Genomic DNA, 26,189 nt, shown 5'->3' with positions numbered 1-26,189 from the left:
AAATTAAATTATAATCCATTAAAAAGCACCTACTTTTTACAGTAAGTGCTTCAATTTATATATATATGGTTCACTCTCTAGCATCTGCCCGCTTATTTTTTAGCCCCAATTCAGCCCCAATTTAGCCCCAAATCAATTCAATATATTTCTTTTCCCTTCAACTTAACATTTTATAAAAGCCTTATATACAAGGTATTTTTAATTACTCTTTCTTTTTCTTTCGTGTTAAAATTATAGTAATATATGATATAGGAAAATATGTTCTTGATTCGGTTTCAATTAAGATAGAGAAAAATAGGAGGCTTAACCAATGAGTATTACAATTTATGACGTTGCTAGAGAAGCTAATGTATCAATGGCAACTGTATCACGTGTAGTGAATGGAAATCCAAATGTAAAGCCATCAACAAGAAAGAAAGTATTGGCAACCATTGAAAGATTAGGATATCGTCCAAATGCAGTTGCGCGTGGTTTAGCAAGTAAAAAGACAACAACAGTTGGTGTAATTATTCCTGATATTTCTAGCATTTTCTTTTCGGAATTAGCTAGAGGTATTGAAGATATTGCTACAATGTATAAGTATAATATTATTTTAAGTAATTCTGATCGTAATAAAGAAAAGGAATTTCGTTTATTAAATAATATGTTAGAAAAGCAAGTAGATGGAATTCTTTTTATGGGTGGACATGTAACGAAGGAATATGAAGAACAATTCTTATCATCTTCTGTACCTATTGTACTTGCAGCAGCATATGACGAAACAGGTTCTTTTCCATCTGTAAATATTAATTATGAGGAAGCTGCGTATGAAGCTACAAAATTTCTTATTGATAGCGGCCACCAGAAGGTAGCATTCATTAATGGATTTGAAGATGTTAGAACAAATAGACTGAAATATGAAGGCTATGTTAGAGCATTAAAAGAGGCTTCTATGGAAATTAATGAAGATTATATTGTTAAAGGTGAATACACTTATGAAGCAGGAGTAGAAGGAATTAAGAAAATTCTTTCTCTGGATGAAAAAATAACTGCGGTGTTTGTTGCTTCAGATGAATTAGCATTAGGTGTTATTCACGGTATACAAGATTTAGGTTTAAAAGTACCAGATGATATTGAAGTATTTGGTTTTAATAACACAAGAATTGCTACAATGGTACGCCCTACTTTAACGACGATTAATCAGCCAATGTATGATATTGGAGCAGTTGCTATGCGATTATTAACAAAATATATGAATAAAGAAGAAGTGGAAGAAAAGAAAGTTATTTTACCACATCGAATTATTGAAAGAAACTCAACTAATTAAAAACCTTGTCGATATATGTTATATAAAGACATAATTAGGTAGGGCTTGGTGAAGTTATGAAAAAGAGAGACTTATTGACCCCAATCGGGATTACACTTGGTTTTATGATGATTGCAATGGCAATTGTAACAAGTGCAGGTATTACTGGTGTAGTTGCATTTGTTGATGTAGCTTCTATATTAATTGTAGTCGGGGGACTTTTTGGTTCATTAATGATCAACTTTAAAGGCGATGAAATGAAGATGTTTTTTGGCGTGATGAAGGAAGCATTTTCTAAGACAGATCAAAAATTACCAGATTTAATTCGGTTATTTGTCCGTCTGTCGGAGCGTGCTCGCCGAGAAGGAATTCTTGCTTTAGAAAATGAGCTGGAAGAAGTTGAAGATCCGTTTATTAAAAAGGGGATTTTGCTTGCAGTTGATGGTTTAGAGCCAGAGGTAATCAATGACATAATGAATGCTGAAATTATTGCAATGGAAGAAAGACATGCGAAAGGCCGATCTGTTGTTGAAAAAGCAGGGGAGTATGCACCGTCTTGGGGAATGATTGGTACCTTAATTGGATTGATTTTAATGCTTGGAAATTTACAGGATCCATCTACTTTAGGCCCGAATATGGCGATTGCATTAATTACTACTTTGTATGGAACAGTGCTTGCAAACCTTGTGTTTTTGCCAATGGCTAGTAAGTTAGAAAACAAAACAGGTGAAGAAGTATTTATAAGACAGATTATCATCGAGGGAGTTATTGGAGTACAATCAGGGCAAAACCCTCGTGTACTAGAAGAAAAATTAAGCGCATTTCTTTCAGGTGATGCAAAAGTGAAAGAAGAAGCAGAAGATAAAATCGCTGAGGAATCCCTGGAGGGTAATCCAAATGAAGCGTAAAGAACGGAAAAAACAGAAGCCGGGTGCACCTGCATGGATGGTTACCTTTTCAGATATGATCCAGTTGATATTAGTATTTTTTATTATGTTATTTGCGATGTCACAGGTAGATGCCCAGAAATTCCAAGCTATTTCAGATTCTTTTCGTAATCGAACTATCTTCGACTTTTTGCCTTCAGCGGTTCCGATGGATAATCCAACAGATAGTCCTGCTCATAACGAGAAAGGCGAAAAAGAAAATGATTATGATTTACCTACAAGTAAACCAGAGGAAGAAAGCGATGAAGATGAACAAGAGGAGAAAGATTCTCTTGGTGAATTGATGGAAGATGTGGAGCACTTTCTGCAAGAACATGGTTTAACAAATGTAATTTCTGCTACACGTACAGAGCGAGGAGTAGTCCTGATTTTACCTGAAAACATTTTATTTAATTCAGGCGAGGCAGAGATTATTGAATCAGCAAAGCCTTTTTTAACGGAAGTAGGAACATTATTATCTGAAATTCCAAATGCGGTAAAAGTAGAAGGACATGCTGATAACAGACCGATATCTAATTATCGTTATCCTTCTAATTGGGAACTATCTGGAGCACGTTCGAGTAGTGTTATTCGTTATTTAATTGATGAGTATAATATTAGCCCAACACGCTTATCTGGAAGTATTTACGCAGAAACCCGTCCAATTGTTCCAAATACATCACCTACTAATTTAGGTCAAAATAGAAGAGTAGAAATTGTAATCTTAGAAGAACAAGCGGAATTAGAAGAATAGTATAAATGTAAAAAAATCCTTAGAGTTAGATCACAAATCTAATTCTAGGGATTTTTTACATGAATACTAACGATGATGTAATTTTTTCTAAGGTTTTGGAAGAAAGCAGTTGAAAATATAGAATTTTTTAGAAGTCATTTTTGTTGGATGTTTATATTTTTAGTGAAGGTGAGTTAATGGCAATAGCAACTGCATTTTACAATAAAAGATTATTTTTAGTAGATCAGGAATAAATGCTTATTGCTTCTTAACAAACATTCTATCTTTAAGTATTTTTTACAAATAAAAAATAAGAATTATAATTGAATAAATCGGGTATGAAAAAAATTGCAGAAAAAGAGCAACAATTAAATGATTTAATCAGCCTTCTAGAGGCAAAATATGAGTACTTAAATCGTGTAAACTAAGGAAAGCGTACGGCTCTTACTACACAGTTTAGTTTACACTCCCGAAAATACACTGCCAGTTCCCAAAACTTCAACAAAATCACAATAATAAACACGACCGTTTTTCATCATTAGAGACTAGTTATGTCCCAGCCTCTTCTTTCTCTTAATCGTAATAGATTTCTAACTTATTTCCTGCAGAATCAAAAATAATCATTTTATTGGATTCTCCCCAATAAATAGAGTATTCACCGTTCTTAAATGGAAACCAGTTATCACCTACGTTTAATTTCCCTTTATAATGTAGAAATATTCCTCCCGTTACTTGATATATCTCACTTCCCCTATGCCTCTCCATAGCTAAAAACCTTTCTTTTCCACTTTCTGAGTAAAACGCTGTATAAGTAGTGTCGGCTCTCTCGAAAAAACTACTAATTAAATATAAAATTAATCCCAGTATTATAAGTATATTTAGAACTACCTTGACTGGTGTTGATTTAATAACTATCCCTAAACAAATAATACCTGTTATCACTAATATACATACTAATAAATTATTAATCTCAAAATAAGATAAGATTTTACTTTTTACTCCTATTTGAATATAATTGTTAGCCATACTTAAAAAACCTGCAAACAGTAATAATAATCCACTTGTAATAAATATACTTAACGACACCTTTTGATATTTTGTAATATCCTCATCCCCTAAATTTTCATATTCTTTTCAAAGTCCTATTCAATATGTTAATATACTTTCTTCTTTTTAAAATATTAATTAAATTAAGAAAAAAATCAGCCCTTTCAGATTGACCTCTTTTCGTTTTTGATAAACGGAGCGATACTTTATAAAATTTCCGGGAATTTACATTGTTGGGTCAGATAAATAACATGAATTTCGAAACTTGGCTGCTTGTAAGTACAGGAGATCCTAGCATACTGCTTTAAGATCTACGTTATTATCATAATAACGTTAAGCCTTAGTCATTTATAGAAACTCATTTAACCATAAAAAAACACCCTAGAAATTAGCTTTATTTGCTCTAATTTCTAGGGTGTGCATACATTTTGACTTTCTAGATTAACTATTTAATTAATCTTCTTCTTCGTCATCAGTTGATTCTTGTGCTGGTTGGTTATTTTTCTCTTGTTCTTTTTTCTTTTCTTCTTCTTTAGCTTTTGCCGCGGCTTCTTTTTTCGCTTGTTCTTCTTTATCTTTTTGCTCTTTTTCCTTTTGTTCTTTTTCTTTCTGTTCTTTCTCTTTCTTTTCCTGTTCCTCTTTTTCCTTCTTCTCTTGTTCTTCCTTCTCTTTTGCCTCTTGCTCCTCTTTTTCCTTCTGTTCTTTTTCAAGCTCTTCAGCAGACTTACCTACTTGAACTTCTTTAGAAGGATCGGATTCTTTACCAGAGAAGTCTACAGATCTTACTACATATAAAGCATCGGATTTTCCGACTTTAAAATTCGTATCCTGTGTACTACCAACAAGTTTAAAATTATCACCAGTAGAACGATAAACTCGATATCCGACAACATTTCCAGATCCTTTTTTCCAAGTGAGAGTTTCACCAGAATGTGCTACAGAACCTGGTGGAGATAAGGAGCCACCCTCTGATAGGGAACCAGCAGCTGTTGCACCCTTGAATCCAATTTTTTCCCATATATCTCTATTGGTGCGAGGGAATAATAAACTGAGATCGCTTAATCTGTCATAGCCATTTCGTTTCAAGAAATCAGGATTAAAAGCATATCCATCATTTTTAATAAATTCTTTTGGTGTATCTGGACCCGCAGGAACAGCTTTTCCATCAACTACAACATAAGCTCCGCCTACTAAACTATCATCCACTTTTGTTGGAACAAATTTAGAGTTATAGATATCCGAACGGACAAGTCCAAGCTGTTGACAAAGCTTAGAAGGTGCTAAGCCAGAGATTGCACAATAGCTACGCGATACAATTCCTTCTGGTTGTTTAAAGCGTTCTTTTGGTGCCATTAATTCAGGATTAATATCTGTTGCAACATTCATTAATTCTGCCCATACTTTTAAATTTCGTTGACTATAACTTAAAGAACAGCCATAACAACTATCTTTAATATTATAAGGTGTGTTGTAACCAATCCATGTACCCATCGTTACATTTGGATTTGTTGCAATAAACCAAGCATCATGATAATCGTTTGTTGTACCAGTTTTACCTGCCCAATCCACACCACCATACTTGAGCTGTGATTGTAAGTAATTAGCAGTTCCGCTCTTAATTACATCACGCATCATATCAAGCATTAAGTAAGATGTTTGTGGAGAGAATACGTCTACTGGTTCAGGTTCATGTTCATAAATAACAGTACCATCATGTGTTGTTATTTTATCAATCATATATCCATCGATAAATTTACCACCGTTAGAAAAGGTAGTGTAAGCATTTGTGTTTTCTTCCACTGTAACACCATCTGTCATCCCACCAAGTGACATAGAAGGGTTGAGATGGTCATTAGATCTATCACTCTTATGAATAGATGAAAAGCCCATTTTCTGTAAATAATTTTTAACAGGGTCTTCATTGATAATCATAGAATATACTTTTGCAGCTGGAATATTATATGAACTTGCTAAGGCTTGACGTGCAGATACTAAGCCATAATTACCTCCACCATAGTTACCCACCTTATATTGTGTACCTGGGAAATCAACTGGTAAAGGAATATCTGCAAGCACAGAACCTGGTTGGATAACGCCTAATTCCATTGCTGGTGCATAATCTAGTAGAGGTTTCATTGTACTCCCATTGGAGCGCTTAGCATTTGTTGCATAATTCCATTCATTGTCTTGAGTGAATTCTCGACCACCGACAAAGCTAAGAATTTTACCTGTTTTGTTTTCGATTAACATAGAGCCTAGTTGAATCTGGTCCATAGTTCCATCTTTAAGCTTTCTATCTGGACCATAATGTGGGTACTCTCTAGCAACTTTCTGCTGTGCATCATAGATTTTTTTATCAATTGTTGAATGGATATTGTAACCGTTTCTTCTTAAATCACGATCTGCTAAAATTCTGTATTCCTCATGTAGCTCTGCATTTTTTTCTAGATCATCTAATGTATAACCATCTTTTTCAGCAAGTATTTCCATTAGAATATCTTTTGCACGATCTTGTAATTCATAGGTTAAGAATGGATATTCCTCAACTGGTGATTTCTTCTTCTCAATGAAGTCTTCTTGAATTGGATATTCTAATGCTTCTTCATATTCTTCTTTTGTAATATATTCATTCTCATGCATTCGCTTAAGCACAGTCTTCATTCGGTTAATACCTGGCTTCAATCCATCTTCTTCTTTTAAATCACCGCCATTTGTAAACGGTGTGTAAGCAGAAGGGCTTTGTGGTAAACCAGCTAGATATGCCGATTGAGCTAAATTTAGATCTTGCACATCTAGCCCAAAAACACCTTGAGCAGCTGTTTGTATCCCAGCAATATTACGTCCTGAAGAATCACGTCCATATGGTATGATATTTAAATAAGACTCTAAGATTTCATCTTTAGAAAAGAACTGCTCTAAGCGTAGCGCTAATAAAATTTCTTTTGCCTTTCTTTCAAATGAAACTTCATTTGTTAAAATTTGGTTTTTTATTAATTGTTGGGTGAGTGTACTACCACCTGTTTGAACATTAGAGTTCAGTACTTCTTGTAAGACAGCACGAACAATTGCTTTTGGTACAATTCCTTTATGTTCATGAAAATATTCATCTTCTGTTGCGATAACAGCATGGATTAATGTTTCAGAAACATCCTCAAGTTCAATAATCTCACGATGTAAGTCCGTGCGGATATCACCTAAGTAAACATTATCTGCGAAATAGAGCTTTGAGGTTTCTTCAAAGTCATAGATGTGCTGTTCCATATCTTCATAACTTCTGATGGGTTCATCCTTTACAAGTGATGCGAAATAGCCTGCACCAACCCCACCAGCAAAAAATACACCAATGACACCAATAACGATAAAGAATAAAATTACATTCCAAAAAACATCGTAGGTTACTCTAAATGATTTGGAAATTTTATCCTTATTAAAGTAACGTTTAACGTCTTGTATACTTTTCTTTTTATTATGTTTAGAATTCACTATAATACCTCCTAAATAACCATCTTTTATTATATCATAGGTGAATTTAAAGATGTATCATTTGATATATTTTTCCAGTTTGGAAAAAGTGTATATTTTCTGCAAGAAATTCGTTATGCTCATACAGTTTGTGGACATGATAATTTACTTTGTACTTTCCACTAGTGATGCGATTATTATAAGCCTATTGCATTATTAGAATCAGATGATAATCTTATAACAAAATCCTGGTGTAATTGGAGGTGATAGAATGGGAGTAGGTGCTGGTTTATCCATATTTTTATACATCGTTGGACTTTTTATACTCTATGTAGTAATAGAGACAGCGGTAAGAAGAGGTATTGATAGCTCAGAAACGAGCAGAATGTTGAAAAAGATGCTGGAAGAACAAATGGATAAGGAAAAAAAGTATAGAATAATTAGGACTTTAAATTTGTTTGTTTGAAATTATATCTAAAATATACATTTCCTAACCATAAGCTATTGCGAAAATAGATTTGACATGTCTTACCTAAAACATTTCTTATTGCATTCTTTTAATATTTATGATAGAACTATAAATAACAAATTTAAAAATACTTAGCGATGAAAGAATAAGTAGTATTGTAAATCCCTAACATAGAGAGCTAGTGGTTGGTGGAAACTAGCAAATATTTACATACGAATTACAATCTGGAGCATTTCTATTTTAGACGGTGGTTTGCACCGATATCAAACCTAGAGTGGCATATCATTATGCAACAAGGGTGGTAACGCGAGGATAAGCTCGTCCCTTTTTTGAGGGACGGGTTTTTTTATATTTTTTTATAGAGGAGAAGAAAAAGTGGATATTTTACAGGATTTAGAAAGTCGTGGTTTAGTACATTCAGTGACAGATAGAGAAGGGCTTCAAGCACATTTAAGTAAGAATGTGGTTACTCTATATTGTGGATTTGATCCTACAGCAGATAGTTTGCATATTGGTCATTTACTACCAATTACCATGTTAAAACGATTCCAATTAGCAGGACATCGACCTATTGCATTAATTGGTGGAGGTACAGGAATGATTGGTGACCCAAGCGGGCGTACTTCTGAAAGATCACTTAATACAGCTGAGGTTGTACAAGGGTATAGTGAGAGTATTAAAAATCAATTAGGTTCACTGCTTCAATTTGATGAGCATGAAAATTCGCCATTAGCTAGAAATAACCATGATTGGTTATCGTCGAAAACATATATTGAATTCTTAAGAGATGTTGGCAAGCATTTTACAATTAATTATATGCTAGCAAAGGATTCTGTTTCTTCGCGGATTGAGCAGGGAATCACATACACAGAGTTTAGCTATATGTTGCTACAATCTTTTGATTTCTATAATTTATATGTTCAAGATAATTGTACATTGCAAATTGGTGGTAGTGATCAGTGGGGGAATATTACGGCTGGAATGGAGTACATCCGTCGTTCCCGAGAGAATCAAGAAGAAGAGATTCAAGTTTTTGGCTTAACAGTTCCATTAATTACAAAAGCAGATGGCACGAAGTTTGGTAAAACGGCTGGTGGGGCAGTATGGTTAGATAAAGAAAAAACTACACCATATGAATTTTACCAATTCTGGATTAACACAGATGATCGTGATGTAATCAAGTTTATTAAATATTTTACGTTCTTATCAGAAGAGGAGACTTCTTCATTAGAAATAGAAGTTGTAGAGCGCCCAAATGAGCGCAAAGCACAAAAACGTTTAGCGGAAGAAATTACGAAATGGGTTCACGGAGAAGAAGCATTAGCACAAGCAATTAAAATTTCGGCATCTTTATTTAGTGGAGATGTAAAAACTTTGACAGCTAGTGAAATTAAACAAGGATTTAAAGATGTTCCTACATACGTAGCTGAGCAAGGGGATATGAGCTTAATTGATTTATTAGTAGATGCTAAAATCTCACCTTCACGTCGTCAAGCTCGTGAAGACATTACTAACGGAGCAATTTATATTAATGGTGAACGTAATCAAGATCTCAATTATGTATTGGAGCAAGCAGATCGCATCGAAAATCAATTTACTATTATTCGTCGCGGACGTAAAAACTACTTCTTAATACAATACAATTAAAAGTGGCTATAGACTGAGGCAAATATAAAAAACATCCGTAATGTTTTTAGAAATTTTAATTTGTCTCAGTCTTAGCTTTGCATTATATTTTCGAAATATTAGCTTTTATTGGTCAAGATAGGGAATTTTATAGTAAAGAAAGCCATTCGAGATATTATAAAAACTAAAAAAAGGCGGTGACTTCATGAGTACTTCTTCACAAAATATCAAGCCAAAGAAAGAAACGGAAAGCCTGTTAGCCGGAATTATATTTGTTTTAATGATTGGAATCATTGCTCATATTATAGGAAAAGTATATCCAGTAATTGGTGGAGCAGTTACTGGGATTATTATCGGTTTTCTTATCCGGAATTTTATTGGGGTTCCTAAGATTTATGAAAAAGGTCTTGATTACACAATAAAAAAACTGCTTAAAGTAGCTATTGTCTTAATGGGATTCTCATTAAGCTTTTCTACTGTAATCAATGTAAGTGGTAGTGCTGTAGTAGTAGTCCTGGTTAGTGTGATTTTAGGATTAGTATTAACTTACTTTGTTGGAAGAATGTTTGGCTTATCTGGAAACCTTCCATTATTAATTGGAATTGGGACTTCGATTTGTGGGGCTACAGCAATCGCAACAACTTCACCAATTCTAAAGGCAAAGGAAGAAGAGTTTGTTTATGCAGTAAATACGATTTTTGCGTTTAATATCATTGCGGTGATTTTATATCCAATGATTGGACAACTATTTGATTTATCTGATCATGTATTCGGAATATGGGCGGGAGCAGCAATTCATGATACATCATCTGTAGTTGCCGCAGGATATATGTATAGTGATGAAGCTGGTGGAACAGCTGTTATTGTAAAGTTGCTAAGAACATTAATGTTAATTCCACTTGCATTATTGCTCGCTATTTTTGTGAGTTATCGCTTCAAAAAAACGAATCAAGTCGACACAGGAGAACGTGTGAAGATTAGTAAAATCTTTCCTTATTTTATCTTAGTTTTTGTTGGTGTGGTCTTGTTAAATACATTTATCCCATTTCCAACAATGGTAAGTGATTCTACAAACTTTGTTGCTAAATTCTTAATTATTATGGTAATGACTAGTGTAGGATTGAAAGCGAATTTTAAAGATATTGCTCGGATTGGAGCACGGCCATTTATTGTTGGATTAATTTCATCTGTTATTATTGGTGTTGTCAGTATAACTTTAATTTTAATTTTACAATAGAATAAAAAAGTATTATTTTTACTTTTATACAGAAAAACTACATAAAAAAACCGCTGTTTTCCATAGGAGAACAGCGGTTTTCGTATTAATGACGTGAATAGAATTCAACGATTAATGATTCGTTAATTTCTGCTGGAAGTTCAGAACGCTCAGGAAGGCGAGTGAATACACCTTCTAATTTCTCAGCATCAAAAGATAAGTAATCAGGTACAAAGCTGTTTGCTTCTACAGCTTCTTTAACGATGCTTAAGTTTTTAGATTTTTCTCTCAAGCCAATTACTTGATTTGGTTTTACGCGGTAAGATGGAATATCTACACGCTTACCATCAACAAGAATATGACCATGATTTACTAATTGACGAGCTTGTCTTCTTGTACGAGCTAAACCTAAGCGGTATACAAGGTTATCAAGGCGGCACTCAAGTAAAACCATGAAGTTTTCACCATGAATACCTTTCATTTTACCAGCTTGCTTAAATAAGTTGCTGTATTGACGCTCGTTTAAGCCATACATGAAACGTAATTTTTGCTTTTCCTGTTGTTGTAACCCATACTCAGAAATTTTCTTTCTGCTTGCTCCGTGCTGACCTGGAGCGAAAGGGCGTTTTTCTAATTCTTTACCAGTTCCAGTTAATGAAATACCGTAACGGCGTGATTTTTTCCAAAGAGATCCTGTGAAACGTGACATCAGACATCTCCTCCTTAATATATGTTTTAGCATAAAATAAATTAAGTGTGCTCCTATACGTTGTCCATTATGTTTTCATGTACCATCGCTCCAGCAGCAAAGAGTTACACGATACACCTCTTTATTATGTAGAGGAACAAAATGGGGGCAAGCGTTGGTTCACTAAGGCTACTTTTATTTTACACAAAGTACATTATATGTTCTAAAATAAGGAAAGTCAAATGTTTTCGAAAGAATTCCTAATAAGGATAGGGAATTTAATTCTTATTTTAAAAATGTTTTTAAGTGCTCAATAAATTCTTCTAAGTATTTCTGGTCAATTTCATCAAAACGATCATAAATAGGACTATCAATATCTAACACACCGTATATTTTGTCATCCATGATGATTGGAATAACAATTTCTGATTTACTTGCAGCATCACAAGCAATATGGCCAGGAAACGCTTCAACATTGGCTACAAGCTGTGTTTTTCTCTCTGCTGCTGCAGTTCCACAGACTCCTTTACCAATCGCAATGGTTGTACAAGCTGGTAATCCTTGAAAAGGTCCAAGTATTAATTGATCATTTTTCCACAGATAGAAGCCAACCCAATTAACATTGTCTAAAAATTGATTTAATAATGCAGATGAATTAGCTAAAATAACTATTTCATCGGTTTCTCCTGTTATTAATGCATCTAACTGTTTTATTAATAACTGATAATCTTTTGATTTGTCACCAGAATAATTTTCAACTTGAAACATATGATCTCTGCCTTTCCTAATTATAAATAGTTGATTTCTACTATATTATAGCATGGATATTTCCAATGAAAGTATTAGATGATTGAAAGCAGTTTTCTTAGGACCATTTTATAAAATTAAGAAAGTATAAAAATTGCGTAAAGTAATGCTTATTCAAAGCTAGCGTTGTCTAGCTCCGAGCGCCAAAAACTAAGAGCTAACGCGAGCCGCCCTACAATAAGTCAACATCGGTTTTGTTTTATAAGGAAGCCCAACTAAAACCAAGCTAAAGCCTAACGTTGGATACCCCTAAAGGGGCATGTTTCCTTTATCTCGGTTGTGCCCCTCCAATCTCTACGTTTTTCGACGCATAGGACGTGCTAGTGCAGGCGTTGCGACAGGAAGTCGCGTTCTTAGCCTGTAAGGGCGCTCTGCGCTTTTCGTTCTAAAAAGGCGAATTATTTGTAAGAAAATATCGAATTTTTAATATTATTGGATTTTATTAGCCAAAAATGGCATTTACATGGTATTATAAAGGGTATTAAAAAAGATATGTTGAAAATGAAAATTCATCTCGGGAATATAGATTAGGGGGCAACACAATGCCATATATCATTGGAACTGCATTATTAATCATAACTATTATAATTGTCGGACTCATTTTGCGTAAAAAAATATACGATGATGTGGATAAGAAAGAAATGTGGAAAATGGACATCATGAATCGCGATACAGCTGCACAGCTTTCCCGAGTAAAGAATTTAAATTTAATGGGAGAAACGCAACAAAAGTTTAATACTTGGAAAGATCGCTGGGATCGAATCGTTACAAAAGTGCTGCCAGAGGTTGAAGAGTATTTATTTGATGCAGAAGATGCAGCAGATCGTTATCGCTTCTCAAGTGCTAAAAAAATATTATCAGAGATTGATCAAACTTTACATAATGTAGAAATAGAGATTGAAGAAATATTAGCAGAATTACATCAATTGCTTGAAACAGAAGAAAAAAACAGAGAAGAAATGGAGCAATTGTTGCCAGAAGTAAAAGATATCCAAAAAAGGCTCATTCAAAATGGTTACCAATACGGACATGCATTACCAGCATTTGAAGCAACTATCAAAGAAATAGAATCTGAAATCACAGCATACAATGAACAAGTAGAGTCTGGTAACTATATGGAAGCACAACAATCAGTAGAGAAGATTAAGCCAGAATTAGATGAGTTTTTAACTAAGCTTGATGAGTTTCCAAAAATTTATAAGACAGTTAAGGATACTTTACCAGCTCAAATTAAGGAATTAGCACAAGGTATTCAAAAAATGAAAGAAGAGGGATACCGAGTAGAGCAACTGGGACTTGAAAAGGAAGTAAAAGGATATGAGCAGCGTTTAGAGGATTGTATGAACACCCTGAAAAGTGGCGATAATGCAGAAGTTAAAGTGATTATAGAAGAAATGGAAGAAAGAATCAAAGAGATTTATGAAGATTTAGAAAAAGAAGCATTAGCTCGTAACTATATTGAAACAAAATTACCTAGTCATGAGAAGCAAGTAGAAGAGAATTTGGCTAGCTTTGAAGAAACAAAAAGAGAAGTTGAAATGTTAAAATCAACATATTACTTTGAAGACAGTGATATGGAAAAACTTATGACTATGGAAAAAGAAATTAATCAATTGAAGAAGTCTCATGAAGAAATAGAGCAAGAACTTGAGGGAGAATCAATTTCGTATTCGGAAATTCGTGGCAATTTAGAGGCCGGCTTTGAAAAGTTAACAACATTAGAGGAGAAACAGACTGCATTTAAAGAGTTTATCCTTAAATTACGTCAAGATGAATTAAAAGCAAAAGAAGATTTAGAAAAAATGAAAAGACAAGTAAATGATATTCATCGAAAATTAGTTAAAAGTAATGTTCCAGGGATCCCAACATTTATTTGGACATTATTAGAGACTGCTGTGGATAAAAACACAAAAGTATTAAAAGCATTGGATAATAAACCTTTAGATATTACTGTAGTTCGTCATGCATTAGAGGAAGCAAATGATGCAATTGAAAATACGATGGAACAAACAGACAAAATGATTGAACAAGCATATTTAACAGAACGAGTGATTCAGTATGCAAATCGTTATAGAAGCCAAGTTCCAGAGCTTGCGGAAAGATTGAAAGAATCTGAGCGATTATTTAGAGCATATGAATATGAATTAGCATTAGAAAATGCGGCAACTGCATTAGAGGAAATAGAACCAGGAGCATTGAGAAGTATAGAAGCGAAATAAAAGCTTGCGGAAATAAGGAGTTTTCATTACATGATTTATTTTGATAACAGTGCTACAACAAAACCAAATCCATCTGTACTCAGTAGCTTTTTAGAAGTATCAGAGAAATTTTTTGCCAATCCTTCCTCCATTCATCCATTAGGAGGAGAATCAGAAAAGTTATTAACTGCAGCTCGCACGCAAATTGCTCAAATTTTACAAGTAGAAGCAAATGAAATTATTTTTACATCAGGTGGGACAGAGGGAAATAGCCTAGCGATTAAAGGAATTGCTGAGCAATATCAGTCACGTGGAAAGCACATTATCACCACAATGATAGAACACCCTTCTGTATATGAGACATGTAAAGCTCTTGAAAATAAAGGGTTTGATATTACTTATCTTCCTGTTAATGAAGATGGAATTATCTCTGTTGATACTCTAGAAAAAGAGATTCGTGAAGACACCATACTGATTAGTATAATGCATGTGAATCATGAAATAGGCTCCATACAACCAATAGAACAAATTGGTAAAATAGCGAAAAAGCACCCTAAGCTCTATTTTCATGTTGATGGTGTTCAAGGACTTGGAAAAGTTCCTTTACACATAAAAAATAGCGGGATAGATTTATGTACCTTCTCTGGACATAAAATTCATGGTTTAAATGGTACTGGAGTTTTTTATGTTAATAATAAGATGAGAATCCATCCTTTATTTCATGGAGGAGAGCAAGAAAGAAAAATTCGCTCAGGAACAGAAAATTTAGCAGGTGCTGTTGCATTTGCTAAGGCGCTGCGATTGATAAAGGATAAAGAAATTGAGGGAAGAAAGCATTTAAAGTCTATCCAAACATATTTAAGAGAAGAGTTAGAAGAGATGGATGGAATTTATCTAAATTCTCCAACTCACGGGGCACCACAAATTTTAAGCATTTCTGCACCTGGATGGAAGCCGGAAGTCATTATTCATAAATTAGCAGAAAAAAATATTTATATTTCCACAAAATCTGCATGTTCTTCCAAGCAAGATGAACCTAGCCGCGTAGTATTGGCGTGTGGATTTGGAGAAGATCGCGCTGCTTCTGCACTGCGTATTAGTCTGTCCTATGATAATACAAAAGAAGAAGCGATGACATTTATCGAAGTGTTTAAAGAAACAATTATGTATTTGAAGAAAGTAATGGAAAAACAATCAGTTTAATGCAAGAAAGAACCCTCTAGTATGATAACAATGCTATATGATCACATTCATATAAATATATTTTAGAAAGGGAGCAGGTTGAATGGATAAATTTTTAAATTTTGATTCCATGATTACTCCACTTATTATTAAAGTTGTTTTCTGGATTGGAGTTGGGGTTTCAGTTCTTGCTGGACTTAGTATGATTATTATGGGATTAAATTCTACTTTCGGAAATGGTTTCCAGGTTATATCTGGACTTGCTACAATTGTTGTTGGTCCTATCCTTGTAAGAATTTATTGCGAACTTTTAATTATTATGTTTAAAATGCATGAGTCACTTCAAGACATTCGTCAGACTTTAAAAAAGCAATCTATTGATTAATATTATTTTATTAAACATACTAAGAATAGTGGGTAAGGTCATTGACCTTACCCACTATTTCCTTTTTAGATATAGTGAGACACAGTTTTAAGACTGGAACAAATGAAACTTTAAGTTATAGAACCGAACAAAGTACAAAAAAGCCAAGTATATTTCCGAAGCGAGGATTTTCTATAATCCTGTTTGGGAACTACTAACTAAAAATATTTTTATTTTTTTCTAGTCGACAAAACATGGATTATTCTTTACAATGAAAGACGATTTAATAATGAATAGATGGAGAAGATAACATGCAATATGATCATATTTTAATTAGGTATGGTGAATTGGCGTTAAAAGGGAATAATATTAAACAATTCATCAATCAATTACAGAGAAATATTCGACATAAATTAAAAAAATTTCCTAACATCCAAATAAAAAGAACCCAAGGTCGTCTTTTTATTTTATTACATGGAGAAGATCCACAGCCAATTATCCAAATTTGCAGAAATATTTTTGGTATTTCCAGTTTAAGTTTGGCTATAAAAGCAGAAAATAATGTAGAAGAAATAAAAAAAGCAGCTTTATTCGCATTGAATCATGCAGAAAATATTAAGACATTTAAAGTATCTGTTCGAAGAGTAGATAAAAAATTTTCGTATGGATCACAGGAAATGAATCAAATCTTAGGTAAACATTTACTACAGAATACTGAAGATATTACAGTGGACGTACATCATCCAGATGTTGAAGTAAAAGTAGAAATTAGAAATACGGGTACATTTATCACTTCAAGTGTAATTCAAGGTCTTGGCGGATTACCTGTAGGAACAAGTGGAAAGTCATTATTATTACTTTCAGGAGGAATTGATAGTCCTGTCTCAGGATTTTTAGCAATTAAGCGTGGTGTCGCTATTGATGCCATTCATTTCCATTCTCCACCGTATACAAGTGAACGTGCAAAACAAAAAGTAATTGATTTAGCAAAAGAATTAACAAAGTATACAAAACGAATTAAAATTCATATGGTGCCATTTACAAAGCTACAACAAGAAATTTTTAAAAAAATACCAGATGGATATGCGATGACCGTGATGCGTCGAATGATGCTTCGAATTAGTGAGCAAGTATGTAAAGATAATGAATTACTTTCAATGACTACAGGTGAAAGTCTTGGACAAGTGGCTAGTCAAACAATGGAAAGTATGAATGCAATCAATGAAGTAACGAATTTTCCAGTATTAAGACCGCTAATTTCAATGGATAAACATGAAATTATAAAAATATCTCGTGAAATAAATACGTATGATATTTCAATTCGTCCTTATGAGGACTGCTGTACGATTTTTGTTCCAAGATCGCCAAAAACAAGACCAAAGCGCGAACGAGTTATCGGTTATGAACAAGCTTTTGATTATCATGAATTATTACAAGAAACAATTAAAGGCATTGAAACAGTAACGATTACAGATGAAGAAGAAGTAAGCCCAAAATTTGACAATCTTTTATAAAACTACCAACTATTTTTGTGAATGATTTCTTCCTTGGCTACACAATATATGTTTACCGAGGAGGTGAAAGTCACATGGCAAATAACAATTCAAATCAGTTAGTTGTACCTGGAGCTCAACAAGCGATTGACCAAATGAAATATGAAATCGCTCAGGAATTTGGTGTTAATTTAGGTCCTGATTCAACATCTCGTGCCAACGGATCTGTTGGTGGTGAGATCACTAAGCGTTTAGTGTCTATGGCTCAACAACAACTAGGTGGGCAAAATCAACAATAATTCGAAATAAAAACAAATAGGAGCTATTTCCAAATATGGAAATGGCTCCTTTCATTTTGTTGTATAGTAAAGTATAAAATTTCCCCAAGGTTGGTTCTTATTCGGAGCTAGCGCTGTCTAGCTCCGAGCGCCAAAAACTAAGAGATTTCACGTCACCCTACAATAAAGAAGATTTGACGATTGGCAAGCCGTCAGGCACAGACAGAGTCATAGTCGTACTTTCATCGACTAAGTTCGGTCACGTCACGAACACCAACTTCGATACTAGCTCGTCGTTTCCGTCGTGCCCTGTGGGTAGAAAGCCAACATCGGTTCGTGACGTCGCGTTTTTAGTCTATAAGGGTGCTCTACGCTTTTCGGTCTGTATAATTGATATTAGTGGACAACCTTTTCTATTCTCTTCATAATGGTAATAAATACACTTTTAATCAGAGGAGGAAATGTAAATGGTTCAAGTAACTTTTGCACAAAAGCCGGTAACATTGATTGGTCCGGAGATTCAGGTAGGTAATGATGCACCAAATTTTAAGGTGTTATCTAATGATTTACAAGAAGTTACCTTAGATAAATATGATGGAAAAGTAAAAATTATTAGTGTTGTACCTTCTATAGACACAGGTGTATGTGCTGCACAAACACGCAGATTTAATGAAGAAGCAGCAAAATTAGATGATATTCAAATTTTAACAATTAGTATGGACTTACCATTTGCCCAAGCACGTTATTGTGCTGCTGAAGGGATTGATAATGTAGATACATTATCTGATCATCGTGATGCAGACTTTGGACAAAAATATGGAGTATTAATGGAAGAATTACGCTTACTAGCTAGAGCAGTTTTTGTTGTAGATGCAGATAATAAAGTCACTTATGTGGAATATGTAAGTGAAGTAACAGATCATCCCGATTATGATGCTGTATTAAATCACGTAAAAAAATAATTACTTATAAGTAGAAAAAATATAGAAAAAGCAATGGAGGATGATTAAGTGTATCCCATTGCTTTTTTATTTGCTTTGTAGAATATAAACATATTTATTATTACTTAAATCTCGTTAGGATACATCTAGTAAGAGGTTTGATACAATAAGAGGAAGTATAGTAAGAATGATGGAGGATTATATGGAACAAATAAATGTAGAACTTATATTTAATTGGTTAGATAAAGCAACAGAAATGATGCAAGAACATTTAAACGAAACTTATTTAGATAGTTTGCCAGCAGCGATAGAATTATTAATGGATGATACATTATTTGATAATCTAGACAAGGATTTGGCAAGCAAATTATCAGAAGTAGAAGCGATTAAAATCGAAGCATATTCACCAGTGGATATAAGAAAAGCTATACAGCTCACAATTTTAAAAGGAATGAAGGATTCAACACAACCAAATCATCTAATGACACCAGAAGCTGTGGCATTATTAGTAGGTTATTTTGCAGAGAAACTAACACAGGATAAAGAGGAATTACGTATACTTGATCCTGTCTGTGGAACGGGGAATTTATTAACAACAGTTATTTCTCAGTTAAATAAACAAACAGAAGCATATGGAAGTGAAGTTGATCCTACGCTAATTCAAATTGCTTTAACAAGCGCTAATGCACAACGAATAAATATTGAGTTATTCCAACAGGATAGCTTGCGTCCATTATTTATCGATCCAGTTGATTTAGTTATTGCAGATTTACCAGTAGGTTATTATCCAGATGATTTAAGAGCCAATGAATTTGAATTAAAAGCTACAGAAGGTCATTCATATGCACATCATTTATTAATTGAACAGAGTATACATTATACAAAAGACGATGGGTATCTAATATTTTTGATTCCAGAGTTTTTATTTAGCAGTGAACAATCGGATCAGTTGCATAGTTTTATCCAAAAATATGCAAACATTATTGGAGTTATTCGTTTACCTGATAGCGCATTTAAAGCAGGTAAAAATGTAAAAAATATCTTTATTATCCAGAAAAAAGGTGAAAAAGAAGCACCTAAACAGCCTTTGTTAGTCAATCTACCTTCCTTAAAAAATACTGCAGGCATGAATGATATATTAGAGCAGATGAATGAGTGGTTCAGAAACTATCAGGAACAATATATGCAATAAATTAATGGAGGAGGATCGAAAGAGATTGAGTTTATTTGATCATCGAAAAAAAGAAAAACGAATTAATTGCCAAATAGTTACTATTAGTGATACACGAACAGAAGAAACAGATAAAAGTGGAGATTTAATACGCCAATTATTAGAAGAAGCAGGCCACTACGTGATTAGTAAAGAAATTATTCCTGATAGTGCGCCAACAATTGAGCGTGTAATCCGATCTGGCACTTTTAATCCGGATGTAGATGTAATTATTACCAGTGGTGGAACAGGGATAGCATATCGCGATGTTACGATTGAAGCAATACAACCATTGCTTCAAAAGGAAATTGACGGCTTTGGTGAATTATTTCGAATGCTTAGCTATTTAGAAGATATTGGCTCAGCTGCGATGATGTCACGTGCTATTGCAGGAGTATGCAATCATAAGGCTATATTTGTTATTCCTGGGTCAAGTGGGGCAGTTAAATTAGCAATGAATAAATTAATTCTCCCTGAGCTAGATCATGTAATACATGAAATACAAAAAGATATCTGATAAATGAGCAAATAAAAGAGAAGGGGTTCGCCTAAACGCGATTTGCCCCTTCTCTATTTATTCTTATCTTACAACTAATACATCACATGAAGCATGTCTAGTGATGCTTTCAGAAACACTACCGATTAAAAAGCGTTCTACAGCATTTAATCCAGTAGCACCACAAACAATTAAATCAATTTCATGTACTTTTGCAATATCCTTTGCAATTTTTACTTTTGGAGATCCATAATCAATTGTTTTGTCAATTTTTTCTACACCGTTTTCTTTCGCAACTTTAATATAATCTTCTAACAATTCAAGTGCATATTTATTTGCACGTTCTGCTAAAGTACGATCATACGCCTCTGCAGTAGCGAAAGTACGTGAATCAATAACATGAGAAAGAACTAATGTAGCATCGTTACTCTTTGCCATATCAATTGCTTTGTGAAATGCCTTTTCTGCTGCTTTTGAACCGTCAATTGCAACTAAAATTTTTGAATATTTTTGTCCCATAGTCCATCCCTCCTATTTCAATTATATACCCTTTTTTATAACTATCAATTGTATATTTAGTGAATTTTTTTATATTTTCTTAAAATATCAAGTGTTTAAGAAGTATAGGACAATGAATTTCATGCTTTCGTAAAAATGTTAGTGGCCGGATAAAATTTTTAGCATTGAAGCTTATGTAGCTGTGAAATAATTTTTTCAAGGTTAGTAAAAGGAGGAATTTTGTTTTTCCAGATTAATAAGATTAGAAAATGGGAATAGAAAAGTTAAGTAAAACTTTATTATTAGGAAGTTTATGTCCATTGATGATGAATGAGAAACTTTTGGACATATGCTAAAATAAAGAAAATTGTAAAGGAGAGAAGTATCCATGAGAATATCGTACCATGGACATTCCATAGTAAAAATTGAAACAGACCAGCATACAATTTTAATTGATCCATTTATTAGTGGGACTCCAGAATGTGATCTAGATGCTAATACAGTGGAAGCGGATTTTATTCTATTGACACATGGGCATGGAGATCACGTAGGTGATACAGTAAGTATTGCCAAACGTACAGGTGCATTAGTCATAGCATTAAATGAACTGGCAGTATATTTAGGGAAAAAAGATATTAGTACACATCCATTAAATATTGGTGGTGGTTATACCTTTGATTTTGGTCATGTGAAATATACACATGCATTTCATGGATCTTCCGTGGAAGAAGAGGATGGAACCATTGTATACACAGGAATGCCTGGAGGAATTTTGATTACTATCAATGGAAAAACAATTTATCATGTGGGAGATACAGGGCTCTTCTCTGACTTGAAAATGATTGGTGAGCTTAATGATATTGATGTTGCCTTTGTTCCAATTGGAGATAATTTTACAATGGGGCCAGAGGATGCTCTAATTGCAGCAGATTGGATTAATGCTAAGCTTGTTGTCCCTGTCCATTACAATACATTCCCTGTGATTAAGCAAGATGGAGATGATTTTGCTCGTCGCGTTCGTACTGGTGAGGGACGTGCACTCAAAATTGGCGAAGGCTTTGAACTATAAAAACAGCTAAAAGGTACACTCGCTCTAGAAAAGGGCGAGTGACTGTTATCCTTTTTAAAAAAGGAGGTTTATATGGAAATATTTTTTATTGTCCTTAGTTTTATTTTAGGCTGTGTTTTCGGGTCGTTTTTTAATGTAGTTGGTTTACGTATCCCTAAGGAACAATCCATCTTAACTCCTTCATGTTGCCCAAAATGTCAACATCAGCTAAAGTCTTATGAATTGATTCCAATTCTCTCGTTTCTTTTTCAATTTGGTAAATGTCGTTCTTGTAAAACAAATATTTCTCCACTATATCCCCTTATTGAATTCACTACTGGACTACTTTTTCTCTTTCTCTATTTAAAAACAGGTCTTCAATTTGAACTTATCATAACAGTCACTTTTGCTTGTCTGCTTATTATTATCCTTGTTACAGACCTCAGCTATATGATTATTCCCAATAATATTCTATTATTTTTTCTTCCCCTTTTTCTTTTTTTACGAATGATGTTACCTATCGAACCCTGGTATGATATTTTCTTAGGCTCTCTTGTTGGTTTTCTAATGCTTGCTTTTCTTATTTTGCTTAGTAAAGGGGCAATTGGAGGAGGCGATATGAAGCTGTTTGCTGTTCTTGGTATCTTGCTTGGCACGAAAAAGATTATCTTAACTTTTATTTTGGCTTCACTATTTGGGGCTTTGATTGGAATTCTTCTTATTGCCCTAAATCGACTGAAACGTAAGGAAGCTATTCCATTTGCACCATTTATTGGTTTGGGTGCAATCATTAGTTATTTTTACGAACAAGAATTAGTAGCGTTTTATCTGACAATGATGTTTTGAGACTAAAGAGGACTTGTATTGCATAGATTAAAATTAAATAGCAATAGAAGGGGGAGAGTCTAATTCAACAGAGTAGTCTTTTTCGATTATTATTTGCAGGGTGCTTATTGTATTTTGTTTGGCCAATTTTTCCTCAAGCATTGAGTATGACAGAGAAGTTATTTTGGCTCACCTGGATCGGTTTATTTTTGCTTGTAGTAGGTGCGAATTTGGCTTCATTATTACAAATCGTTTCACAACCAATAATAGAACAGAAGCAAGTTAGAAATCCTTATTCTAATAATAATTGAGGTTTGCTGCGATCATCTGTATAATTATATTATTGATAATATATTAGTACAGATATAAGCGGGTGTAAATGATGGCTACAAAGCATGAACAAATTTTGAAATATATATATTCACTAAAAGTAGGTAGTAAAATTTCTGTAAGGCAATTGGCCAGTGATCTTCAAGTGAGTGATGGTACAGCATATCGAGCAATCAAGGAAGCTGAGAATCAGGGCTTTGTAAGTACCATTGAGCGTGTAGGCACAATACGAATTGAAAGAAAACAAAAGGATAATTTTGAAAAATTAACTTATGCTGAAGTGATTAATATTGTTGATGGACAAGTGCTAGGTGGAAGAGATGGACTTCATAAAACATTAAATAAATTTTTAATTGGAGCAATGCAGCTAGAAGCAATGATGCAATATACAGAACCCGATTCACTACTTATTGTAGGAAACCGAGTTCGTGCGCACGAGCTAGCTATCGAAAAAGGTGCAGCTGTTTTAATTACTGGTGGATTTGATACAGAAGATTCTATAAAGAAACTGGCAGATGAAAAGCAATTGCCAATTATATCTACAAGCTATGATACGTTTACAGTTGCAGCAATGATTAACAGAGCAATTTACGATCAGCTAATTAAGAAAGAAATCGTTTTTGTACAAGATATTCTAACTCCATATGATCAACTATATTATTTATACACACATGATAAAATTGAACGCTGGTATGAACTTAATCAAATATCCATGCATACTCGATTTCCAGTTGTGAATGAAAATAAACGTTTGTGCGGAGTAGTAACATCAAAAGATATTATTGGAAAAGATAAGAGTCTAACGATTGAAAAGGTAATGACAAAGAGCCCACAAGTAGTACAAGAAAAAACATCGATAGCTTATGTGGCGCATATGATGGTTTGGGAAGGAATAGAAGTTATTCCTGTGGTTGATACATCTTACAATTTAATTGGACTTGTTTCTAGACAGGATGTACTAAAAGCATTGCAAGAAATTCAACGTCAGCCACAGGTTGGAGATACAATTGATGATATTGTTGCTAGCAATTTAAAAGCAATTAATGAGGAACAAACAGCATTTGAAACAAAAGTTCTTCCGCAGATGACCAACCAGCTTGGAACGCTGTCTGATGGAGTATTCACTGCTATTATTACAGAAGCAAGTAGTCGTGCTTTATTGCAGATGAAGAAAGGTAATTTAGTGGTTGAAACAATTACAGTATCATTTATCAAGCCAGTACAAATCGAAAGTACTTTAATCATTAAGCCAAAAATATTAGAAACAGGTCGAATCTATGCAAAAATAGATGTTTCGGTATACCATGAAGATAAAATTGTTGGCAAAGGGCTGTTGATGGCTCAGCTAATTGATCGTTAACAAAGAAATGATTTGGTGTACAAAATTAAATTCCCCCTGAAGCAAATAATTTACTTTAGGGGGAATTATTCATTAGCGTTTTATTGCTCTGGATTTAATCTTCTCCATTCATTGCGATAATGTTTAGACTCGTTAAATCCTCTAACTATTTGCATAACACCTAATACGACAAACACAATCATGATGAAAAGAGAGATTTGTGTTTGGAAGACTCGATATTGGTTGATGCCGAAAAATAGGATAAAGCTTCCAAGACAAATACGTGATTTTGCGTTAAAATATAGTTGTGTCAATCGATCGCGAGTCTTTAGGATTGCAACTTTATAGTAAATATAGAAGACAACAGATAGTATGATAATAATTGGTAGCAGGAACATAAGGGATCGCTCACTTTCATTAAAAGATTACTTTTCTATTGTAGCCTGTTTAAAAAGATAATACTAGTAAAAAAGCGAAGTATAGATAGAGAAGATAGGAGTTAATCAATGAATATAACAAAAGAAATTATCGAAGCTGTAAAAGAATTTGACAAAATCATTTTGCATCGACATGTTCGTCCAGACCCTGATGCATACGGATCGCAAGCCGCGTTAGCCGAAATAATAAAAGCAACTTTTCCGAAAAAACAGGTATATATCGTAGGAGAAGAGGATCCTTCGTTGCATTTTTTAGTAAGAATGGACGAGATTGCAGATTCTGTTTATGAAAATGCACTAGTTATTATTTGTGATACAGCGAATAGGGAGAGAATCAGTGATCAACGATATGCGCTGGCAAAGCAGATTATCAAAATTGATCATCACCCTGATGTGGATTCATACGGTGACATAGAATGGATTGATACATCTGCAAGTTCTACGAGTGAAATGATTTATGAATTTTATCTAGAAGCTAAAAGTGAAGGCTTTCAGATGACAACTACTGCAGCACGCCTAATTTATGCAGGAATTGTCGGTGATACAGGTCGTTTTCTTTTTCCTAGTACAACAGCAAAAACATTCCAATATGTTTCTGAGCTTGTACAATATGATATAGATCGTACAGAGGTTTATGACGGAATGTATCGTACTACTGAACGAATTGCGAGATTAAAAGGTTATATTTTACAGCATTTTACACTTGATGAATCAGGAATGAGTACGATTCGTTTGTCTAAGGATCTTTTAGATAGCTTCCAAGTTAGTCCACTAGAAACTGGAAAAGTAGTTGGGGTTTTAGGAGAAATTGAAGGATTGAAGGCATGGGTATTCTTTATCGAGGAATCAGCGGATTTGATTCGTGTGCGACTTCGCTCTAAAGGGCCAATTATTAATGAAATTGCTGCCAAGTATAATGGTGGGGGTCATCCGCTTGCTTCTGGTGCTACAGTTTATTCTTGGGAAGAAGCAGACGCATTAATAAAGGATTTAAAAGAAGTATGTATGGATTATCAAGTATGAAATAGTATAGAGCAACATGATAGATACTAATGAAACGGATTTACAATAGATAAATAGGGAACTGCCTACAGTTTTAATGATGATATCTTACTGTAGGCAGTTTTCGTTATTTATTTTTAGAGGATGTTCAAAAAGTCTAACAAAAATAACACGGCGAATAGAGGAACTTCGACTAAGTTCCGACACGTCCTGTGTCGAACGTCGAAGTTATCACAGAACACGCGCAAGTCGTTGACGTCCTTTTTATCGTCCTTTAAACACATACTTT

Annotated in this window: 25 protein-coding genes and 1 other annotated feature; of the genes, 19 read left to right on the top strand and 6 right to left on the bottom strand. The window is 34.0% G+C overall.

The window, feature by feature from the left end; genetic code table 11:
• Positions 1-310 precede the first annotated feature (310 nt).
• Genes ccpA through motS form a run of 3 tightly spaced genes read left to right on the top strand, consistent with a single transcriptional unit; the run spans position 311 to position 2,965 of the window.
• A complete protein-coding gene (ccpA, locus tag AB4Y30_RS11380) occupies positions 311-1,306 on the top strand; it encodes a catabolite control protein A (RefSeq protein WP_368652353.1) in 996 nt (331 codons plus the stop codon).
• A gap of 56 nt (positions 1,307-1,362) precedes the next feature.
• The gene (motP, locus tag AB4Y30_RS11375) at positions 1,363-2,193 is read left to right on the top strand and encodes a flagellar motor protein MotP (protein WP_368652352.1); all 831 of its coding nucleotides are present in this window, start codon (positions 1,363-1,365) and stop codon (positions 2,191-2,193) included.
• Positions 2,183-2,965: a flagellar motor protein MotS gene (gene motS, locus AB4Y30_RS11370; RefSeq protein WP_368652351.1), complete on the top strand. Its 783-nt coding sequence runs from the start codon at positions 2,183-2,185 to the stop codon at positions 2,963-2,965. Before motP ends, motS begins: the two co-directional genes overlap by 11 nt.
• 552 nt (positions 2,966-3,517) lie before the next feature.
• Here the strand turns inward: motS and AB4Y30_RS11365 are convergent.
• A complete protein-coding gene (locus AB4Y30_RS11365) occupies positions 3,518-3,970 on the bottom strand; it encodes a hypothetical protein (RefSeq protein ID WP_368652350.1) in 453 nt (150 codons plus the stop codon).
• A 474-nt stretch (positions 3,971-4,444) separates the two neighbouring features.
• A complete protein-coding gene (locus tag AB4Y30_RS11360) occupies positions 4,445-7,474 on the bottom strand; it encodes a transglycosylase domain-containing protein (protein WP_368652349.1) in 3,030 nt (1,009 codons plus the stop codon).
• 250 nt (positions 7,475-7,724) lie between these two features.
• Between AB4Y30_RS11360 and AB4Y30_RS11355 the strand changes: the two genes are divergently transcribed.
• From AB4Y30_RS11355 to AB4Y30_RS11345, 3 genes are all read left to right on the top strand, one after another.
• Positions 7,725-7,919: a hypothetical protein gene (locus tag AB4Y30_RS11355; RefSeq protein ID WP_368652348.1), complete on the top strand. Its 195-nt coding sequence runs from the start codon at positions 7,725-7,727 to the stop codon at positions 7,917-7,919.
• Between the two features lie 131 nt (positions 7,920-8,050).
• Positions 8,051-8,251: a binding site (T-box leader), on the top strand.
• A gap of 46 nt (positions 8,252-8,297) precedes the next feature.
• The gene (tyrS, locus tag AB4Y30_RS11350) at positions 8,298-9,569 is read left to right on the top strand and encodes a tyrosine--tRNA ligase (protein WP_368652347.1); all 1,272 of its coding nucleotides are present in this window, start codon (positions 8,298-8,300) and stop codon (positions 9,567-9,569) included.
• Positions 9,570-9,753: 184 nt separating this feature from the next.
• A complete protein-coding gene (locus tag AB4Y30_RS11345) occupies positions 9,754-10,785 on the top strand; it encodes a YeiH family protein (protein ID WP_368652346.1) in 1,032 nt (343 codons plus the stop codon).
• An 85-nt stretch (positions 10,786-10,870) separates the two neighbouring features.
• Here AB4Y30_RS11345 and rpsD read toward each other — a convergent pair whose 3' ends face one another.
• The gene (rpsD, locus tag AB4Y30_RS11340; protein ID WP_368652345.1) at positions 10,871-11,473 is read right to left on the bottom strand and encodes a 30S ribosomal protein S4; all 603 of its coding nucleotides are present in this window, start codon (positions 11,471-11,473) and stop codon (positions 10,871-10,873) included.
• Positions 11,474-11,737: 264 nt separating this feature from the next.
• On the bottom strand, positions 11,738-12,220 hold the full coding sequence (locus AB4Y30_RS11335; protein WP_368652344.1) for a GAF domain-containing protein: 483 nt from the start codon (positions 12,218-12,220) through the stop codon (positions 11,738-11,740).
• A gap of 581 nt (positions 12,221-12,801) precedes the next feature.
• On the opposite strand from AB4Y30_RS11335, the gene ezrA reads away from it, so the two are divergent.
• The 8 genes from ezrA to AB4Y30_RS11295 all read left to right on the top strand — a co-directional run bounded on the left by ezrA (position 12,802) and on the right by AB4Y30_RS11295 (position 20,442).
• Positions 12,802-14,478: a septation ring formation regulator EzrA gene (gene ezrA, locus AB4Y30_RS11330; protein ID WP_368652343.1), complete on the top strand. Its 1,677-nt coding sequence runs from the start codon at positions 12,802-12,804 to the stop codon at positions 14,476-14,478.
• A gap of 30 nt (positions 14,479-14,508) precedes the next feature.
• Positions 14,509-15,660, top strand: a complete 1,152-nt coding sequence (locus AB4Y30_RS11325) for a cysteine desulfurase family protein (protein WP_368652342.1) — start codon at positions 14,509-14,511, stop codon at positions 15,658-15,660.
• Positions 15,661-15,742: 82 nt separating this feature from the next.
• The gene (locus AB4Y30_RS11320; protein WP_368652341.1) at positions 15,743-16,024 is read left to right on the top strand and encodes a DUF4282 domain-containing protein; all 282 of its coding nucleotides are present in this window, start codon (positions 15,743-15,745) and stop codon (positions 16,022-16,024) included.
• A gap of 290 nt (positions 16,025-16,314) precedes the next feature.
• Positions 16,315-17,517, top strand: coding sequence for a tRNA uracil 4-sulfurtransferase ThiI (gene thiI, locus AB4Y30_RS11315; RefSeq protein WP_368652340.1), 1,203 nt, complete (start codon positions 16,315-16,317; stop codon positions 17,515-17,517).
• A gap of 74 nt (positions 17,518-17,591) precedes the next feature.
• Positions 17,592-17,795: a small, acid-soluble spore protein, alpha/beta type gene (locus AB4Y30_RS11310; protein WP_368652339.1), complete on the top strand. Its 204-nt coding sequence runs from the start codon at positions 17,592-17,594 to the stop codon at positions 17,793-17,795.
• 446 nt (positions 17,796-18,241) lie between these two features.
• Positions 18,242-18,736: a thiol peroxidase gene (gene tpx / locus AB4Y30_RS11305; RefSeq protein WP_368652338.1), complete on the top strand. Its 495-nt coding sequence runs from the start codon at positions 18,242-18,244 to the stop codon at positions 18,734-18,736.
• A gap of 181 nt (positions 18,737-18,917) precedes the next feature.
• On the top strand, positions 18,918-19,907 hold the full coding sequence (locus AB4Y30_RS11300) for a class I SAM-dependent methyltransferase (RefSeq protein ID WP_368652337.1): 990 nt from the start codon (positions 18,918-18,920) through the stop codon (positions 19,905-19,907).
• A 25-nt stretch (positions 19,908-19,932) separates the two neighbouring features.
• Positions 19,933-20,442, top strand: a complete 510-nt coding sequence (locus AB4Y30_RS11295) for a molybdenum cofactor biosynthesis protein B (RefSeq protein ID WP_368652336.1) — start codon at positions 19,933-19,935, stop codon at positions 20,440-20,442.
• A gap of 63 nt (positions 20,443-20,505) precedes the next feature.
• On the opposite strand, the gene AB4Y30_RS11290 is transcribed toward AB4Y30_RS11295, so the two are convergent.
• Positions 20,506-20,940: a universal stress protein gene (locus tag AB4Y30_RS11290; RefSeq protein ID WP_368652335.1), complete on the bottom strand. Its 435-nt coding sequence runs from the start codon at positions 20,938-20,940 to the stop codon at positions 20,506-20,508.
• A 367-nt stretch (positions 20,941-21,307) separates the two neighbouring features.
• Here AB4Y30_RS11290 and AB4Y30_RS11285 point away from each other — a divergent pair, with 367 nt between their 5' ends.
• From AB4Y30_RS11285 to AB4Y30_RS11270, 4 genes are all read left to right on the top strand, one after another.
• The gene (locus AB4Y30_RS11285) at positions 21,308-21,988 is read left to right on the top strand and encodes a metal-dependent hydrolase (protein ID WP_368652334.1); all 681 of its coding nucleotides are present in this window, start codon (positions 21,308-21,310) and stop codon (positions 21,986-21,988) included.
• A 72-nt stretch (positions 21,989-22,060) separates the two neighbouring features.
• On the top strand, positions 22,061-22,813 hold the full coding sequence (locus tag AB4Y30_RS11280) for an A24 family peptidase (RefSeq protein ID WP_368652333.1): 753 nt from the start codon (positions 22,061-22,063) through the stop codon (positions 22,811-22,813).
• A 107-nt stretch (positions 22,814-22,920) separates the two neighbouring features.
• A complete protein-coding gene (locus AB4Y30_RS11275) occupies positions 22,921-23,103 on the top strand; it encodes a hypothetical protein (protein ID WP_368652332.1) in 183 nt (60 codons plus the stop codon).
• Between the two features lie 71 nt (positions 23,104-23,174).
• On the top strand, positions 23,175-24,482 hold the full coding sequence (locus AB4Y30_RS11270) for a DRTGG domain-containing protein (RefSeq protein WP_368652331.1): 1,308 nt from the start codon (positions 23,175-23,177) through the stop codon (positions 24,480-24,482).
• A gap of 80 nt (positions 24,483-24,562) precedes the next feature.
• Here AB4Y30_RS11270 and AB4Y30_RS11265 read toward each other — a convergent pair whose 3' ends face one another.
• On the bottom strand, positions 24,563-24,859 hold the full coding sequence (locus AB4Y30_RS11265) for a YtpI family protein (protein WP_368652330.1): 297 nt from the start codon (positions 24,857-24,859) through the stop codon (positions 24,563-24,565).
• 114 nt (positions 24,860-24,973) lie between these two features.
• Here AB4Y30_RS11265 and AB4Y30_RS11260 point away from each other — a divergent pair, with 114 nt between their 5' ends.
• Positions 24,974-25,921, top strand: a complete 948-nt coding sequence (locus AB4Y30_RS11260; protein ID WP_368655218.1) for a bifunctional oligoribonuclease/PAP phosphatase NrnA — start codon at positions 24,974-24,976, stop codon at positions 25,919-25,921.
• Positions 25,922-26,189 lie beyond the last annotated feature (268 nt).

Origin of the sequence: Ornithinibacillus sp. 4-3 (genome assembly GCF_040958695.1) — a bacterium.
Lineage (GTDB): Bacteria > Bacillota > Bacilli > Bacillales > Amphibacillaceae > CALAMD01.
This window is presented reverse-complemented; position numbering and strand designations above follow the sequence as displayed.

Excerpts from the sequence above, each read along its gene's own strand:
- AB4Y30_RS11285 (WP_368652334.1), top strand. The coding sequence starts at position 21,308 with ATGAGAATATCGTACCATGGACATTCCATAGTAAAAATTGAAACAGAC.
- AB4Y30_RS11325 (WP_368652342.1), top strand. The coding sequence starts at position 14,509 with ATGATTTATTTTGATAACAGTGCTACAACAAAACCAAATCCATCTGTA.
- ezrA (WP_368652343.1), top strand. The coding sequence starts at position 12,802 with ATGCCATATATCATTGGAACTGCATTATTAATCATAACTATTATAATT.
- motP (WP_368652352.1), top strand. The coding sequence starts at position 1,363 with ATGAAAAAGAGAGACTTATTGACCCCAATCGGGATTACACTTGGTTTT.
- AB4Y30_RS11365 (WP_368652350.1), bottom strand. The coding sequence starts at position 3,970 with ATGGCTAACAATTATATTCAAATAGGAGTAAAAAGTAAAATCTTATCT.
- AB4Y30_RS11345 (WP_368652346.1), top strand. The coding sequence starts at position 9,754 with ATGAGTACTTCTTCACAAAATATCAAGCCAAAGAAAGAAACGGAAAGC.
- AB4Y30_RS11320 (WP_368652341.1), top strand. The coding sequence starts at position 15,743 with ATGGATAAATTTTTAAATTTTGATTCCATGATTACTCCACTTATTATT.
- AB4Y30_RS11270 (WP_368652331.1), top strand. The coding sequence starts at position 23,175 with ATGGCTACAAAGCATGAACAAATTTTGAAATATATATATTCACTAAAA.
- AB4Y30_RS11355 (WP_368652348.1), top strand. The coding sequence starts at position 7,725 with ATGGGAGTAGGTGCTGGTTTATCCATATTTTTATACATCGTTGGACTT.
- AB4Y30_RS11335 (WP_368652344.1), bottom strand. The coding sequence starts at position 12,220 with ATGTTTCAAGTTGAAAATTATTCTGGTGACAAATCAAAAGATTATCAG.
- AB4Y30_RS11310 (WP_368652339.1), top strand. The coding sequence starts at position 17,592 with ATGGCAAATAACAATTCAAATCAGTTAGTTGTACCTGGAGCTCAACAA.
- rpsD (WP_368652345.1), bottom strand. The coding sequence starts at position 11,473 with ATGTCACGTTTCACAGGATCTCTTTGGAAAAAATCACGCCGTTACGGT.
- tpx (WP_368652338.1), top strand. The coding sequence starts at position 18,242 with ATGGTTCAAGTAACTTTTGCACAAAAGCCGGTAACATTGATTGGTCCG.
- AB4Y30_RS11290 (WP_368652335.1), bottom strand. The coding sequence starts at position 20,940 with ATGGGACAAAAATATTCAAAAATTTTAGTTGCAATTGACGGTTCAAAA.
- AB4Y30_RS11280 (WP_368652333.1), top strand. The coding sequence starts at position 22,061 with ATGGAAATATTTTTTATTGTCCTTAGTTTTATTTTAGGCTGTGTTTTC.
- AB4Y30_RS11300 (WP_368652337.1), top strand. The coding sequence starts at position 18,918 with ATGGAACAAATAAATGTAGAACTTATATTTAATTGGTTAGATAAAGCA.
- motS (WP_368652351.1), top strand. The coding sequence starts at position 2,183 with ATGAAGCGTAAAGAACGGAAAAAACAGAAGCCGGGTGCACCTGCATGG.
- ccpA (WP_368652353.1), top strand. The coding sequence starts at position 311 with ATGAGTATTACAATTTATGACGTTGCTAGAGAAGCTAATGTATCAATG.
- AB4Y30_RS11265 (WP_368652330.1), bottom strand. The coding sequence starts at position 24,859 with ATGTTCCTGCTACCAATTATTATCATACTATCTGTTGTCTTCTATATT.
- thiI (WP_368652340.1), top strand. The coding sequence starts at position 16,315 with ATGCAATATGATCATATTTTAATTAGGTATGGTGAATTGGCGTTAAAA.